This window comes from Bifidobacterium pullorum subsp. gallinarum, assembly GCF_000741215.1.
In the GTDB taxonomy this organism is placed as follows: domain Bacteria; phylum Actinomycetota; class Actinomycetes; order Actinomycetales; family Bifidobacteriaceae; genus Bifidobacterium; species Bifidobacterium pullorum_B.
In genome coordinates this window covers 149,525-165,147 of sequence record NZ_JGYX01000005.1, presented here as the reverse complement: position 1 = coordinate 165,147, position 15,623 = coordinate 149,525, and the positions used below count along the sequence as shown (strand labels likewise).

The window sequence follows — 15,623 nt, the reverse complement described above, 5'->3', positions numbered from 1 at the left end:
TCACGATGGCGGGGACATCGTCGTCTTCGGGGAGGCCTGGTGCGGGGCGTAGCGCGGCACTGTGCGTCGAACCGGTTTGATATTGTGATGCCTGGCGATACACCCCGATGGACGAAGGAGTTTCATAATGGTTTCCGCCGCAATCGACAATACGTTCGGCAACCGTCTGGCCCGGCATCATGACGAATTGGACCAGCTGTTCATGAGCCTGTACGACGACCGTGCCGCGCTCGAGGACCTTGAACAGGCCATGGCCGCCGCCTACGAGGCCCGCCCCGACGACCTGAAGAAGCTCGACAAGCAGCGCGAGGCCGACCCCGACTGGTACAAGCGCGGCACGATGTTCGGCATGACCATGTACACCGACCTGTTCGCCGGCAGCCTGCGCAAGCTCGCCAACCGCATCCCCTACCTGGAGGAGCAGCATCTGACCTACCTGCACCTGATGCCGCTGCTCAAGATGCCGCACCCGCAGAACGACGGCGGCTACGCGGTCGAGGACTTCAACACCGTGGACCCGACGCTGGGCACCAACCACGATCTGGCGAACCTGACCAAGAAGCTGCGCGCCGCGGGCATCAGCCTGTGCCTCGACTTCGTGATGAACCACACCGCCTCCACCCACGAGTGGGCCATGAAGGCGAAGGCCGGCGACCCGGAGTACCAGGACTACTACTACTGCTACGACGACCGCACGATCCCCGACCAGTACGACGCGATCGTGCCGCAGGTCTTCCCGAACACCGCGCCCGGCAATTTCACCTGGTGCGAGGAGATGCACAAGTGGGTGCTGACCTCCTTCTACCCGTTCCAGTGGGACCTCAACTACCGCAACCCGAAGGTCCTCGTCGCGATGCTCTCCAGCGCGCTGAACCTGGCGAACCTCGGCGTCGAGGTGCTGCGCATCGACGCCGTGCCGTACATCTGGAAGCAGCTCGGCACCACCAGCCGCAACCTGCCGCAGGTGCACACCATCGTCCGCATGCTGCGCATCGCCCTCGAATGCGTCTGCCCGGCCGTGGTCCTCAAAGGCGAGGTGGTGATGGCCCCCAAGGAGCTCGCCGCCTATTTCGGCACCCCGGAGCAACCCGAATGCCACATGCTGTACAACGTCTCCACGATGGTCAACCTGTGGAGCGCGCTCGCCAACGGCGACACCCGTCTGCTCAAGGCGCAGATCGACGCGCTGGACGCTTTGCCCGAGAACTGCTGGTTCGTCAACTACCTGCGCTGCCACGACGACATCGGCTGGGGCCTGGACGAGCCGCAGGAGTGGAGGCTCGGCATCGACCCGTTCCGCCACAAGGAGTTCCTGTACCACTTCTACGAGGGTTCGGTCCCCGGCAGCTGGTCGATGGGCGAGCTGTACAACTACGACGCGGCCAGCGGCGACGCCCGCAGCTGCGGCACCACCGCCAGCCTGTGCGGCATCGAGAAGGCGCTGTACACGCATGACAAGCCCTCGCTGGAGCGCGGCATCGACCGCGACCTGCTCATGCACAAGGCCATGGCCTTCCTCCGCGGCTTCCCGATGCTCAACTGCGGCGACGAGATCGCCCAGCTCAACGGCTGGGATTACAAGGATGACCCGGACCGCGTGGAGGACAGCCGCAACCTGCACCGCAGCAAGTTCAACTGGCGCGCCGCCGCGAAGCGCAACGAGCCGGGGACGCTGCAGAACCGCCTGTGGGAGGGCATGGCCGAACTGCGCCAGATGCGCGACGACCCGTGCTTCGCGCCGGACGCGTGGGTGACGACCTGGGACACGCACAACCAGTCGGTGCTGGCCATCGTGCGTAAGGCAGGCGACGCGGTGCTGCTGGGCCTGTTCAACTTCTCGCAGGCCGACCAGACCGCCTACCTTGACAGCATCGAGGGCGTGGCCCTGCCCGGCAGCGAAACCCTCAAGCCGTACGAGGCCAGGATCATCCACTGCTGATGCGGCAGATGGACGGCATGCGGTAGCGTGGCGGTATGGATACTGAACGGATCGCCGATGCCTTGCCCTCGCATGCCGCAGTGGCGGGGCTGGGATACGACGTGGTGGACGTGGACGCGTTCGCCGCACAGTTGGCCGAGCCCGGCTCCCGGATGAGACTGTTGTTCTCCGCGCGCGAGCGACGGCAGTGCGCCATGCGTGCGCAGACGAAGAATGACGGCGAGGCCGTGCACTACGCGGCCCGCTGGGCGGGGAAGGAAGCGGTGCTCAAGGCCTGGTGCGATGCGCTGGGTGGTCGTTCGGCGCCGTATACGCTGGACGACTACCCGTGGTCCCGCATCGAGATCCTCAATGATGCGTTGGGCTGCCCGCGCATCGTTCTCGCGCCTGATGTGCATGAACGGCTGGTCGCCTCGTTGGGGGAGCGCGATGTGGCGTGGCACGTCTCCCTGAGCCACGACGGGCCGATCGCCGCAGCCGTCGTCATACTTGCCAAAGACGCATAGTCATGTATAATGGCTCACGTTGTCTCGAAAGAGGCGGCACGCGGACGTAGCTCAATGGTAGAGCCTCAGTCTTCCAAACTGATTACGCGGGTTCGATTCCCGTCGTCCGCTCCACCCGAAAGGCCGCGGATTGCATCCGCGGCCTTTCGCATTGAACCGCCCCGGCTCTGCCGACACGTCGCGGTATGGTGGGACGCAGTGACTGCATACCATCGAACCGGCAAGGGTGGGATATGAGCGAGGATGTCAGCATGCGGGAGAGTTCGGAGCGTGCCGTGGAGGAGCCTGCCCGCGGCGACGTCGGTCAGCCCGTCGACCCGGCGGCCAACGGCGTGTCCAAGCATCCCGTCGCGTCCATCCCCACCACCGACCTGTCCTTCGCGGACATCGAGCGCAGCCGGTCCCATCCGGTGCGTTGGGCGTGCTACATCATTGCCGTGCTGGCCGCCATCATCGCCCCGTACTGGCTGGGGCGCATGATAGCGGTCGAGCATACCGCGTGGCTGGTCAGCCATCTGAGCGCCTTCGAGCCGCGTGGCGTGGCGCTGGTGTCCTGGGCGGTCACGGTGCTGGCGTTGGCCGGATTGGGCATGATCATCGTGGAGTCGCATAACTGGCTCGGGCGGATCATCTTCTTCCTGGGGCTGGTGGCCGAACAGTTCATTGCGGGGTTGTGCCTGTTGCGGTTCGACTTCTGGTATGCCACCTATGTGGTGTATGGCGATGACGCGGCCGTGCCGAACGCCGCGAACCTGGGCATCATTGCGGCCGGCGTGGCGGTGGCCGTGTACGCCGTGCTGTTCGTGGGGCTGCTGGTGATGATTCGCAAGGATTCGCCGTTGAATGTGCTGACGCGCAGCTGGGCTTCGTTCATCCTGTTCTTCGCGATCGAGGCGATCGCGCTGCTGGTGGTGCTGTTCGGCGGTCTGCTGACGGCGGTGTGAGTTGGTCGCGCCCTCCTGTATACTGGTCATTTGGCGTGTTTCGCCCGCGGATTGAGAGCGCCGCGACATCGGGTCGCAGGCACCGCGCAACGGGATATATAAGGAGGATGCCGTGGCACTTACGGCTGAACAGAAGCAGCAGATCATCACCGAGTACGCGACGCACGAGGGTGACACGGGCTCCCCGGAGGTCCAGGTCGCGCTGCTGAGCAAGCGCATCGCCGACCTGACCGAGCACCTGAAGCAGCACAAGCATGATCACCACTCCCGTCGTGGTCTGCTGCTGATGGTCGGCGACCGTCGCCGTCTGCTCGATTACCTGAAGCGTGTGGACATCAACCGTTACCGCTCGCTGATCGAGCGGCTGGGTCTGCGCCGATAATTGAATTCTTCCGCCCGGGCACGTGTGCTCGGGCGTTTTGCATGTCGGCTTTCTGACGAGGGATGAACGGCAACTGAGGCCCGGAACGGGCATGGATGATGAGGAAATCTGACACGAGGAACGCGCGGCCAGGTATGCCGCGCACGGCATGCACATGTGAAGGCAAGAACCAAGAAGCAAGTAGGAATTAGAACACAAAGGAGAAACCCTTGGAGGGTCCCGAAATCAAGGCCGTTGAGGCCGTAATCGACAATGGTTCGTTTGGCAAGCGCACGCTGCGCTTCGAGACCGGCCGCCTCGCCCAGCAGGCCGACGGCGCCGTGGCCGCGTATCTGGATGATGATTCGATGGTGCTGTCCACCACCACCGCCGGTTCCAGCCCGAAGGAGAACTACGACTTCTTCCCGCTGACCGTGGACGTTGAAGAGAAGATGTACGCCGCCGGCAAGATCCCGGGCTCGTTCTTCCGCCGTGAAGGCCGCCCGAGCTCCGAGGCGATCCTGGCCTGCCGTATCATCGACCGCCCGCTGCGCCCGCTGTTCCCGCACACGCTGCGCAACGAGGTGCAGGTTGTGGAGACGATCCTGGCCGTCAACCCGGATGACGCGTACGACGTCATCGCACTGAACGCCGCCTCCGCCTCCACGATGATCTCCGGTCTGCCGTTCGAAGGCCCGGTCTCCGGCGTCCGTCTGGCGCTGATCGATGGCCAGTGGGTTGCGTTCCCGCGTTGGAGCGAGCGTGAGCGCGCCGTGTTCGAGATCGTGGTCGCCGGCCGCGTGGTGGACAATGGCGACGTCGCGATCGCGATGATCGAGGCCGGCGCCGGCAAGAACGCGTGGACCCTGATCTACGACGAGGGCCAGATCAAGCCGGACGAGGAGGTTGTGGCCGGTGGCCTGGAGGCCGCCAAGCCGTTCATCAAGGTCATCTGCGAGGCTCAGGCCGAGCTCAAGCGCATCGCCGCCAAGCAGACCAAGGAGTTCCAGCTCTTCCCGGAGTACACCGACGAGCTGTACGCCCGCATCGACGAGATCGCTCACGCCGATCTGGACGAGGCGCTGTCCATTGCGGAGAAGCTGCCGCGTCAGGACCGCATCGCCGAGATCAAGCAGCACGTCAAGGATGTGCTGGCGAACGAGTTCACCGACATGGACGAGGCCGAGAAGGAGAAGGAGCTCGGCAACGCGTTCAAGGAGCTGCAGCGCCAGATCGTGCGCCGCCGCATCCTGACCCAGGACTACCGCATCGACGGCCGCGGCCTGCGTGACATCCGCACGCTGTCCGCCGAGGTCGACATCGTCCCGCGCGTGCACGGATCCGCCCTGTTCCAGCGCGGTGAGACCCAGATTCTGGGCGTCACCACGCTGAACATGCTCAAGATGGAGCAGCAGCTCGATTCGCTGTCCGGCCCGCAGTCCAAGCGCTACATGCACAACTACGAGATGCCGCCGTACTCCACCGGCGAGACCGGCCGCGTCGGTTCCCCGAAGCGCCGTGAGATCGGCCATGGCGCCCTTGCCGAGAAGGCGATCGTGCCGGTGCTGCCGAGCCGCGAGGAGTTCCCGTACGCCATCCGTCAGGTCTCCGAGGCCATCGGCTCCAACGGTTCGACCTCGATGGGCTCCGTGTGCGCCTCGACCCTGAGCCTGCTCGCCGCCGGTGTGCCGCTGAAGGCCCCGGTCGCCGGCATCGCGATGGGCCTGGTCTCCGGCGACGTGGATGGCCAGCACATCTTCAAGACCCTGACCGACATCCTGGGCGCCGAGGACGCGTTCGGCGACATGGACTTCAAGGTGGCCGGCACCTCCGAGTTCATCACCGCCCTGCAGCTGGACACCAAGCTCGACGGCATCCCCGCCGACATCCTGGCCGCCGCCCTGCAGCAGGCCAAGGAGGCCCGCACCACCATCCTTGAGGTCATCAACGAGTGCATCGACGGCCCGGCCGAGATGAGCCCGTATGCGCCGCGTATCATCACCACCACCGTTCCGGTGGACAAGATCGGCGAGGTCATCGGCCCGAAGGGCAAGATGATCAACCAGATCCAGGAGGACACCGGCGCCGAGATCTCCATCGAGGACGACGGCACCGTCTACATCGCCTCCGAGGGTGGCGAGGCCGCCGAGAAGGCCAAGCAGATCATCGACCAGATCGCCAACCCGCATGTGCCGGAAGCCGGCGAGACCTACAACGGCAAGGTCGTCAAGACCACCAGCTTCGGCGCGTTCGTGAACCTGACGCCGGGCACCGACGGCCTGCTGCACATCTCGCAGATCCGCAACCTGGCCAACGGCGAGCGCATCGACGCCGTCGAGGACGTGCTCAAGGAAGGCGATACCGTTGAGGTGATCGTGCAGGGCGTCGACGACCGCGGCAAGATCAGCCTGGCCATTCCGGGCTTCGAGGATCAGGAGTCCTCGGCTCCGCGCCGTGAGCGTGGCGATCGCGAGGATCGCCGTGGTGGCCGTGGCCGTCGTGACGACCGTCGTTCCGACCGTGACGACCGCGGCTACCGTTCGCGCCATGACTACGACGATGACCGCGATTACGATGATCGTCCGCGTCGCCGCCGCGATCGCGATGACCGCTACGATGACCGCGACTATGACGATCGTCCGCGTCGCCGCCGCGAATCCCGCGATTACGATCGCGACGATCGCCGCGATGACCGTCGTTCCGAGCGTGACGACCGCGGCTACCGTTCCCGCCGTGACGACCGCAACCCGCGGTACGCCGCCGACGAGAACTACGACGAGTACCGTTCCGAGCGCGAGGAGCGTTCCGAGCGTCCGCGTCGTCGCGTCCGCCGCGACTTCGACCTGTTCGAGGACTGATTGGTATGGTCGGTCGGCGAATCGGACCGCTGACCTGACCCTATGACATCGGGAGCCCGCTGACCATGAGTCGGCGGGCTCCTTCGCGTATGCGGGGTGCTCGATGGGAATCGACGCCGCTGGTGTGCGGATTTTGTATGCTCTCGGCGTGTTTTCTGCAGAAAACTGCAGATGAGCTTGACTCATGCCGAATGATTGCCGAATCTATAACAAGCTTGGGTAAGGGAGGGCTTGTTGATTGGACGGTCCGCGAGGGGAGGCGCGGGCCGGCGTCGAGGATTCACCGCTTCAGCGGCCGGACGGCTTGAGCGGTAACGCTTCAGACGGCTATGCCGCAGATGTTATAGGACATGCAGCGCATGGCATTGCGCGATGACCTCATGCCATTCCCTGACACCGAATTTGCGTTTGATGTTGCGTCGATGCGAGAAGACCGTGGCGATGGATATGCCCAGTTCGTCGGCGATCTGCCGCGATGTGCGGTGCCCCATGCTGAGCGTGATGATGCGCTGCTCGGCCGAGGTCAGGTGGATGGCGGCGCTATGGGTGGCTTCCGTGGATTCCGATACGTTTGGGAATGCGCTGTCTTCCGGATAGTGCTTTCCCTCGGCGACTGCGGCGATGGCGTCGATCAGCGTGGAACGGAGCGTACCCTTGTCGAGCAGCGCCTGCGCCCCGGCGTCGGCCAGGACCTGCTCGTAGACCTCCGGTGTGTATGAGGTGATGCCGATGATGCCAGTATCCGGAGAGATCTTGCGGATTTCCGCGGCAACCTGCGCTCCGGTCAGACCGTTGAGCGCCATATCGACGATGAGGATATCGGTGTGCTGCCCGAACCGACATTCCTGCACTGCCTGCGCGGGTTTGGTATAGGCCCAGATATCGGCGATGTTGTTCTCCGATCCCATGGGCTGTTTCAGCATGGCCACGATATATTCCAGCGCGCAGGGATCGTTGTCCAACACGCCGATGCGTAAACGGCGCGTTCTGCCGGTTGTCGATGATTCGCTCATCGTGTTTCCCTTCCGTTGACTCCGATTGTAATGCACACTGAAGGACGGCGTTGCACGAGTTCGGTATCATCTGCAGCTCGAGGGGGCATCCCTACCTGTTGAGAGAATGATGGTATCGGCTCGTCGAAAGGAATGCCATGATCGTCGGTATCGTCATCGCAGTCATCGTCGTCCTGCTTGTCCTGTGGGCGGTGGGCTCCTACAACTCCCTCGTGACGCTGCGCAACCGGGTGGCGAACGGCTGGGCGCAGATCGATGTGCAGCTCAAACAGCGCGCGGATCTGGTCCCGAACCTGGTGGAGACCGTCAAGGGGTACGCGGCGCATGAATCCGAGGTGTTCACGCAGGTCACCGAGGCCCGCGCCGGCGCGGTGGCCGCGGCATCCGACCCCAAGGCCGGCGCGGCCGAACGCGCGACCGCCGAGAACAAGCTCAGCCGTGCCCTGGTGAACCTGCAGGCCACCGCCGAGGCCTACCCGCAGCTGCAGGCGAACCAGAACTTCATGGATCTGCAGAACCAGCTGAGCCAGCTGGAGCAGAAGATCGCCTACGCACGCCAGTTCTACAACGACGTGGTGCTCAAGTTCAACACCGCCATCGAAACGGTGCCGTCCAACATCATCGCAGGACTGTTCCATTTCACCCAGGCCCAGTACTTCGAGGCGGACGAGCAGTCGCGCCAGGTGCCGCAGGTCAGCTTCTCCAAGTGAGTGGCCGGTGCCGGCGGCGTCGCACCGGCTGAAAGGGGATGACAATGTCCGGGAAGCATGCATTCGGTGCCGCCGCGGCCGCGGCGGTGATCACGGCGATTGCGGCCCTGCTCGCCACGTTCATCATCGTGTTCGGCGATGACGATGCCGCCATGAGCTACCGTTCGCTCGATTACGAGGTCACGGTGCAGCCCGACGGCGATCTGGAGATCACCCAGCACGTGGACCTGCGGCTCAACGAGCGTGAGGACGATGACGACAACACGGTGCCGTGGAAGCAGCTGTACCAGCAGTACCGTCTCAACCCCGACAACCTGACCGCCATCACCGGCGTCAGCGTCACCGACGCCTCCACCGGCGAAACCTACGCGCAGACCGACCCGCGCACCCCGTCCGGCATCGGCGACGATGAGTGGAACACGTCGTACGCGCGGCACTGGTACATCGCCGACGTCACCGGCGGCGCGGACGACCCGCAGCCCTATGTGCCGGGCAACGACATCGGCGAACAACGCATGGTGGAGATCGGCTGGAACATCCCCGTCACCGTGGAGTCCGACAGCATGCGTTTCGATATCACGATGACGTTCGAGGGCGTGACGACCGCGTACGACGACGTCGCCACGTTCCAGTGGGAGCCGTTCGGGCCGTCCAACCAGATGCCGATCGGCACCGTGACCGGCACGGTCCGGTTGCCGGACGGCGGCGACGGGAGCCTGACACGCGCCTGGCTGCACTTCTCCGGCACGTCGGAAACCTCGCGCAGCAACAACGTGCTGCAGTTCACCGCATACGACGTGCGCGCCGGCCAGCATCTCGACCTGGTCGCCATGGTCGACGTGAACGCCACCGACGGCGTCGTCCGCACCGCATCGGAGCGGGCCGCGGACCGCATCATCGACGACGAGAGCCGGCAGGAGCGCCAATGGCGCGAATCGCAGCAAGCCGCAGCCATCCGTCGGGTGGTGATTTGGGCGGTGCTGGCCGTGGTCGGCGTCGCGCTGATCATCTGGGGCGTAATCGCCTCGATCCGCAGCAACCGTGAGGCCGACTACCGTGGCGGCATCGAATACTGGCGGGATCCGCCCGAGATCAGCCCCGCTTCGGCGGCGCGGCTGCTGTCGATCGTGCAGCCCGATGCCGCAGGGGATCTGCAGACCCGGCAGATGTCCTCCAGCGTGCTGTCGCTGGCGGACAAACGCGTGATCGGCGTGCGTCCGGGCCCCGCTGACCTGTATGACGGCAGCGCCGCGGGCGACCGGTCGGCCGCGATATCCGCCGCGCAACGGTTCCCCGCGTTCTCGCAGACGGGCGGGAAACTCGACGACACCGCCACCATCACGCTCGATCCGGCGGTCGCATCCGGCGGAGTTCCGGCGGCGGATCTCAGCCAGTCCGAGGAGGCGGCGCTGAGCATGCTGCAGGCCGCGTCCGAACGCTGCGGGTCCGCGACGTTCGACCTGGAACGGATGAACGCGGCGTTCGAGGACGATGAGGACGGCTACGAGCTGCAGGAGGCGTTCGACACGGCCTGCGCCAACGAGTTCGCGCTGCTGGGCGCCACGCGCGCCGTGGGCGGACAGGCGCTGGCGGCAGGCATCCTCGGCGTTGCCGTGGCGTTGGCCACGTTCCTGTTCAGTGGCGCCGAACAGCAATTGGCCGTGGCCCTGGTGCTGGGATGCCCGCTGCTGTTCGGGTCGGCGTTCGTGCTGTGCAGCATGCGCCGCACCGGGCTGACCGAGGAGGGCCGACGGTTGGCCGGACAGGTGGTCGGTCTGAAACGGTATCTGGAGGATTTCAGCGACTTCTCCGACCGCGGTGTGGCCGATCTGACCCTGTGGGACCGTTATCTGGTCTATGCGGCCGCCTTCGGCATCAGCGACACGGTGCTGAAGCAGCTGGCCGAAGCCTATCCGGAACTCTGCGACCCGAGTTGGCTGGACTCGTACGCCACGGGGCATGTGGTGTACTGGGCCTACCGTCCCTACTGGTATGCGCACACATGGAGCGCGGGAGCCGTGGCCCCCTGTGGCCGACATCGCCTCATTCAGCGCCAATGTGGGGAATATCGGCGCCCACCTCGACGCCGGGTTCGCCGACATCGCGAGCACGTTCCAGGCCGCCGCGCCGGGGTCGTCCGGCGTCTCCGGCGGCTCGTTCTCCGGCGGCGGCTTCGGCGGCTCGTCCGGCGGTTCCGGCGGCGGCTCGTTCGGGGGGGCGATAGCCACGGGTTCCACGCCGGCAAGGGTAATCTGGACGAGGACGATCATCTTACGACGAAGGAGCAATCATTATGGTGATGCATCGCAATCTGGGGCCGTTCGACACCACGGCCATCGGTCTGGGCGAGATGCCCCTGACCATCGAGAACAACCTCGGCTGGGCCAAGGGCATCGAAACCATCCACGCCGCGCTGGACGCCGGCTGCCGTCACATCGACACCGCCTGGTCCTACTACTGCTCGGGCGGCGAGGAGCAGACCGGCGAGAAACTGGTGCGCGAGGCGATGGACAGCTGGAAGGGCCCGAAGGACGAGGTGCTGATCGCCACCAAGGTCGGGCATTACCGCAACTTCACCGACGGCGTGCCCACCTGGGGCAAGGACGGCAAGCCCGAACACCTGATCCGCTACGCCAAGCAGTCCGCGCAGACGCTCGGCGTGGACACCATCGACCTGCTGTACTTCCACCGTCCCGACCCCGAAGTGCCGTACAACGAGTCCTGCGAGGCCATCAAGCAGCTGCTTGACGAGGGCGTGGCCCGCTGGGCGGGCATCTCGAACGCGTCGGTCGAGCAGATCGACATCGCCCGCGATGTCCTCGGCGACAGGCTCGTGGCCGTGCAGAACCAGTATTCCCCGATCTACCTGGACACGCAGGACACGCTCGAACACTGCGCGAAGCTCGGCATCGCCTTCGTGTGCTGGAGCCCGCTCGGCGGCTTCCGCAAGCCGAAGGACGAGAGCAAGTTCGACCCGTTCCGCGAGGTGGCCGCCGCCCACGGCGTCAGCTACCAGCAGGTGGTGCTCGCCTGGGAGCTCGCCAAGGGCGATCACATGTTCGTCATCCCCGGCGCGCACCGGCCCGAGACGATCCTCGACAGCCTCAACGCCGGCGACCTCGAACTGACCGACGAGGAGCTCGCCAAGCTCGGCTGACGGCGGGGAGAGCCCAACCCGTGATACGCAACCGCATGGTTTAGGATTGCCTGCGGCATCGCCTACACTGGGATGCGCTATGAACGAAGAACACATGATGCGCACCCGCAACAAGCCTGAAGTGTTGGCCCCCGCAGGCAACCTGCGCGGCCTGAAGACCGCCGTGGACTACGGGGCGGACGCCGTGTACTGCGGCGGCAAGGCGTTCGGCATGCGTTCGGCGCCCAGGAACCTGAGCCTGGAGGACTTCGAGGAGGGCTCCAGGTACGCCCATGAGCGCGGCGCGCGCGTCTATGTGACCTGCAACGTGCTGCCGCGCAACGCCGAGGTCGAGGACCTGAAGGAGTACCTGGGCCAGCTCAAGGACACCGGCGTGGACGCGCTGATCGTCACCGACATCGGCGTGATGATGGCCGCCCGCCGCATCGCCCCGAACCTGGAGATCCATATCTCCACGCAGGCCGGCGTGACCAACTATCTGGCCGCCAACGCCCTGTACGAGCTGGGCGCCAAGCGCGTCGTGCTCGCCCGGGAGATGGACCTGCAGGCCGTGCGAGACATCCGCGCGAACATCCCCGAGGACATGGACATCGAATGCTTCGTGCACGGCGCGATGTGCATGGCGTTCTCCGGACGCTGCCTGTTCTCCAATTACCTGACCGGCCGCGACGGCAACCACGGCGAATGCGCCCAGCCCTGCCGCTGGAAGTACTCGATCGTGGAGGAGAAGCGCCCCGGCCGCTACTTCCCGATCGAACAGACCCAGGACGGCGCCTACCTGTTCAACTCGCAGGACATGAACATGCTGGAGCACCTGGACGACCTGATCGACGCGGGCGCCACCAGCCTGAAGATCGAGGGCCGTTCCAAGAGCGCCTACTACATCGCCGCCATGACGAACGCCTACAAGAGCGCCGTCAACGAATACATGGTCCAGCGCGGCTTCGAGGACGAGGACGGCACGCCCCTCGCCCCGTTCCACGATCGTGTGCACCGCACGGCGCCGGGGGAGAGCCCCCGCGTCGGCGAGGCGGCCATCGAGTCGGCCACTCCGGCCCCCGACCCGGTCGACCTGCCGCAATGGCTGCGCGAGGAACCCTACAAGGTCGCCCATCGCGATTACAGCACCGGCTTCTACTACCCGGAGCATCCGGTCACCCAGAACACCGATCGCAGCCACTACTTCCGCGAATGGCTCGTGGTCGGCGAGACGCTCGGCTGGTCCCCTGAGGAGGGCGGCCGCCTGACCATCATGAGCCGCAACAAGATCGAAGCCGGCCAACTGGTGGAATTCGTACTGCCCGGCCGCGCCCCCTACGCCTACACGGTGCCCGGCGACGGCTTCCGCGACGAGCACGGCATGTGGGTGCGTGAGATCAACAACCCCGCGCACGTGTTCTCGATGCCCTGCCCCGAACCGATCCCCGTGAACGCCGCGATGCGTTCGCGCACCAAACAGGCCACGATGAAGGCCGAGTAGGTTCCCCGGAACAGACCCAAGCAACGTATCAAGGAGCACACCGATGAACACAGCCGACACCACCGACGGCATCCTGGACAGCAACGCCATCAGCCCCACCGACAAGAACGGCCGCCCGATCCCGGTGACCATCCCCGTCATGCTGGCCCCCGGCGTCAGGGTGGTGTACACCACGCGCCTGGGCGGCGTGAGCCAGGGCGACGCGGCCGGGCTCAACCTCGGCGGAAAGAACGGCGACGATCCGAAGCATGTGGCCGCCAACCGCGCCGCGCTCGCCGACGAGATCGACGCCCGGCTGTCCCTGGTCAGCCAGATCCACTCCGGCACCGCCATCGACATGGACGACACGTATGCGCCGAACCACGACTACGGGTTCGACGCCACTGGCGGCGCACTGCCCGACGGCGGCGAGCCGGAGCCGACGGTGATCGAGGCCGACGCCCAGGTCACGACCCGGCGCGGCGTCGCCCTCGGCGTCTTCGCCGCCGACTGCCTGCCGGTGCTGCTGGCCGACGCCGAAGCCGGCGTGATCGGCGTGGCCCATTGCGGTCGCCGCGGCCTGCAGCAGGGCGTGATCGGCGAAACCGTACGGATGATGACTGGCAAGGGCGCCAGCATCGAGCGCATGGTGGCCACGCTCGGACCGTGCATCTGCGGCGACTGCTATGAGGTCGGCGAGTCGATCGCCGCCGAATTCGACGCGCGGTTCCCCGGCACGGCCACCACCACACGTTTCGGCGGCCCCGGCATCGACATCGCCGCCGCCGCGTTGCAGGAGCTCGCCGCCGCCGGTATCACAGACGATCGCATCGTGGAATCCCGCCCGCGCGTGGCCGCCGCCACCCAGTACCTGTCCGAGGACGATGAGCTGGCTGCGCTGTGCCGCACGGACGGCGAGGGCGAACCCGAGCTGGCCGCCCGCATCGACGGCGTGCGCCACAGCCTGTGCACGCTGGAGAACCCGCTGTGGTACTCGCATCGCCGCGCCGCGTTGGCGGACAAGAGCGGCGAGGGCCGTATGCTGGCGCTTATCGTGCGTGAATAGCGCAGGGCGGCCGCAAGCCGGCGCATGATGCGGACGATCGCGCTGTGGCCGGGACACGATCCGCCGTGCAGGCGGGCGCATGGATTTGGTGCAGAAGCTGTCCGGCGATGTGACCGGGCGGCGGACAAGGCCTTACGGTGGTGGATATGAGTCAGAGAGAGCAGAGTGCGGTGCCCGTGGTGGCTGTGGTGCTGGCGGCCGGATTCGGCACGCGGTTCGACCCGAACAACCCCAAGCAGCTGGTGTCGGTCGGCGGCAAGCCGATCGTGTGCTGGAGCATCGAGGCGTTCGAGGCCAACCCGCGGGTCACCGACACCGTGGTGGTGGTCAATCCGCAGGTGCGCCACGCCGTGGAACGGCTGGTGGATCAGGCCGGCTATCCGAAGGTGCGGATGATCCTCAACGGCGGCGCCGAGCGTGTGGACAGCACTGCGGCCGCGCTGGATGCGCTCGCCGCGGCGGGCATCCCCGGCGACGCGAAGATCCTGATCCATGACGCGGTGCGTCCGTTCGTCGCCCAATCCTCGATCGACGGGTGCGTGGATGCGCTCGACCGGTTCACGGCGGCCACCGTGGCGTTCGCCTCCACCGACACGGTGCTGCTCACCCGCGACCTGGGCGACGTCAAGGTCGTCCAGTCGGTGCCGGACCGTCCCCAGACCTTCCGTGCCCAGACCCCGCAGGCCTTCCGGTTCTCCACTATCCGCCGCGCCTACGCACTGGCCGCGCACGATCCCGACTTCCACCCGACCGACGACACCCGCGTCGTCGTCGACTACCTGCCGGACGAGCCGGTCGCCATCGTGGCCGGCAGCGAAACCAACCTGAAGGTCACCACGCTCGCCGACATGCCCACGGCCGAGCGCATCGCCGCCGATATTCTCACCCAACGCCGGTAGACTGGACGCTATGCAGCAGTTCAGCGTGGTGATCTCCGGCTTCGACCGGTACGACGGCATCGATGTCAACCCGTCATTCGAGGTGCCCCGGGCGCTGGCCGAACAGGGGCTCGGGATCTCCACCGACATCGACAACCCGCTGTCCGACGTGTCGGTGACCATCCACACGGTCAGTCTGCCGATCAGCTTCACCGACTCATGGCCGGAGCTCAAACGGATGCTCGACGCGGTCCGGCCGGACATCGTCATCGCCACCGGCCTCAAGCGTTCCGCACGCGGCATCGCGCTGGAACGGTGCGCCACGAACCTCATGGACGCCGCCAACCCCGAGGACGCCGCGCCACGCCGCACGCCGATCGACCCCGAAGGCCCGGCCGCCTACTGGACACGACTGCCGCTGCGCTCGATCCTGCGGGATTTCACCGTCGAGGACATCCCCGCCACACTGAGCTCGGACGCGGGCACCTACGTGTGCAACTCGCTGTTCTACCGGCTGATGCACTGGAACGCCTCGCAGGAGCGCGTGCTCTCCGGATTCGTCAGCTTCCCCAAGGTCGTCGAATCCGCCCACTCGCCGCAGGGTCTGCCGCTGGACCGGCAGATCGCCGCCTGCCGTGCCGTGGTGCGGGAGGCGATCCGGTATCACCTGCGACCGTCGTCCGAAGAGATTCTGCTGGACTGACCGGGGACGCGCCCGAAGGTTTTCTTGAG

The 15,623-nt window shown here is 66.0% G+C and carries 13 protein-coding genes and 1 tRNA gene; 13 read left to right on the top strand and 1 reads right to left on the bottom strand.

Going from position 1 to position 15,623, the window contains the following annotated elements:
- Nucleotides 1-127: 127 nt before the first annotated feature.
- The 6 genes from BIGA_RS06475 (at nucleotide 128) to BIGA_RS06450 (ending at nucleotide 6,608) form a co-directional block, all read left to right on the top strand.
- Nucleotides 128-1,939: an alpha-amylase family protein gene (locus BIGA_RS06475; RefSeq protein ID WP_033505338.1), complete on the top strand. Its 1,812-nt coding sequence runs from the start codon at nucleotides 128-130 to the stop codon at nucleotides 1,937-1,939.
- Between the two features lie 35 nt (nucleotides 1,940-1,974).
- Nucleotides 1,975-2,445 (top strand): holo-ACP synthase, encoded by a 471-nt coding sequence (locus BIGA_RS06470; RefSeq protein ID WP_081883215.1) that lies wholly within the window; start codon nucleotides 1,975-1,977, stop codon nucleotides 2,443-2,445.
- 40 nt (nucleotides 2,446-2,485) lie between these two features.
- Nucleotides 2,486-2,559, top strand: a tRNA-Gly gene (locus tag BIGA_RS06465).
- Nucleotides 2,560-2,678: 119 nt separating this feature from the next.
- On the top strand, nucleotides 2,679-3,389 hold the full coding sequence (locus tag BIGA_RS06460) for a hypothetical protein (protein ID WP_033505337.1): 711 nt from the start codon (nucleotides 2,679-2,681) through the stop codon (nucleotides 3,387-3,389).
- Nucleotides 3,390-3,501: 112 nt separating this feature from the next.
- Nucleotides 3,502-3,771 carry a 30S ribosomal protein S15 gene (gene rpsO / locus BIGA_RS06455; RefSeq protein ID WP_033505335.1) on the top strand — a complete coding sequence of 90 codons (270 nt, stop codon included), beginning with the start codon at nucleotides 3,502-3,504 and terminating at the stop codon, nucleotides 3,769-3,771.
- Nucleotides 3,772-3,980: 209 nt separating this feature from the next.
- Nucleotides 3,981-6,608: a polyribonucleotide nucleotidyltransferase gene (locus tag BIGA_RS06450; RefSeq protein ID WP_033505334.1), complete on the top strand. Its 2,628-nt coding sequence runs from the start codon at nucleotides 3,981-3,983 to the stop codon at nucleotides 6,606-6,608.
- A 341-nt stretch (nucleotides 6,609-6,949) separates the two neighbouring features.
- Here the strand turns inward: BIGA_RS06450 and BIGA_RS06445 are convergent, their stop codons facing one another.
- A complete protein-coding gene (locus tag BIGA_RS06445; protein ID WP_237744084.1) occupies nucleotides 6,950-7,573 on the bottom strand; it encodes a response regulator transcription factor in 624 nt (207 codons plus the stop codon).
- 185 nt (nucleotides 7,574-7,758) lie between these two features.
- Between BIGA_RS06445 and BIGA_RS06440 the strand changes: the two genes are divergently transcribed.
- The 7 genes from BIGA_RS06440 (at nucleotide 7,759) to BIGA_RS06410 (ending at nucleotide 15,594) form a co-directional block, all read left to right on the top strand.
- Nucleotides 7,759-8,331: a LemA family protein gene (locus BIGA_RS06440; RefSeq protein ID WP_033505331.1), complete on the top strand. Its 573-nt coding sequence runs from the start codon at nucleotides 7,759-7,761 to the stop codon at nucleotides 8,329-8,331.
- 44 nt (nucleotides 8,332-8,375) lie between these two features.
- Nucleotides 8,376-10,631 carry a DUF2207 domain-containing protein gene (locus BIGA_RS06435; protein WP_051917143.1) on the top strand — a complete coding sequence of 752 codons (2,256 nt, stop codon included), beginning with the start codon at nucleotides 8,376-8,378 and terminating at the stop codon, nucleotides 10,629-10,631.
- Nucleotides 10,625-11,488, top strand: a complete 864-nt coding sequence (locus tag BIGA_RS06430) for an aldo/keto reductase (RefSeq protein ID WP_033505328.1) — start codon at nucleotides 10,625-10,627, stop codon at nucleotides 11,486-11,488. Before BIGA_RS06435 ends, BIGA_RS06430 begins: the two co-directional genes overlap by 7 nt.
- Before the next feature lie 97 nt (nucleotides 11,489-11,585).
- Nucleotides 11,586-12,968, top strand: coding sequence for a peptidase U32 family protein (locus tag BIGA_RS06425; protein WP_033505502.1), 1,383 nt, complete (start codon nucleotides 11,586-11,588; stop codon nucleotides 12,966-12,968).
- A 43-nt stretch (nucleotides 12,969-13,011) separates the two neighbouring features.
- A complete protein-coding gene (locus tag BIGA_RS06420) occupies nucleotides 13,012-14,013 on the top strand; it encodes a polyphenol oxidase family protein (RefSeq protein ID WP_033505326.1) in 1,002 nt (333 codons plus the stop codon).
- A 146-nt stretch (nucleotides 14,014-14,159) separates the two neighbouring features.
- A complete protein-coding gene (locus tag BIGA_RS06415; protein ID WP_033505324.1) occupies nucleotides 14,160-14,912 on the top strand; it encodes an IspD/TarI family cytidylyltransferase in 753 nt (250 codons plus the stop codon).
- Between the two features lie 10 nt (nucleotides 14,913-14,922).
- Nucleotides 14,923-15,594 (top strand): pyroglutamyl-peptidase I, encoded by a 672-nt coding sequence (locus BIGA_RS06410; protein ID WP_033505323.1) that lies wholly within the window; start codon nucleotides 14,923-14,925, stop codon nucleotides 15,592-15,594.
- Nucleotides 15,595-15,623 lie beyond the last annotated feature (29 nt).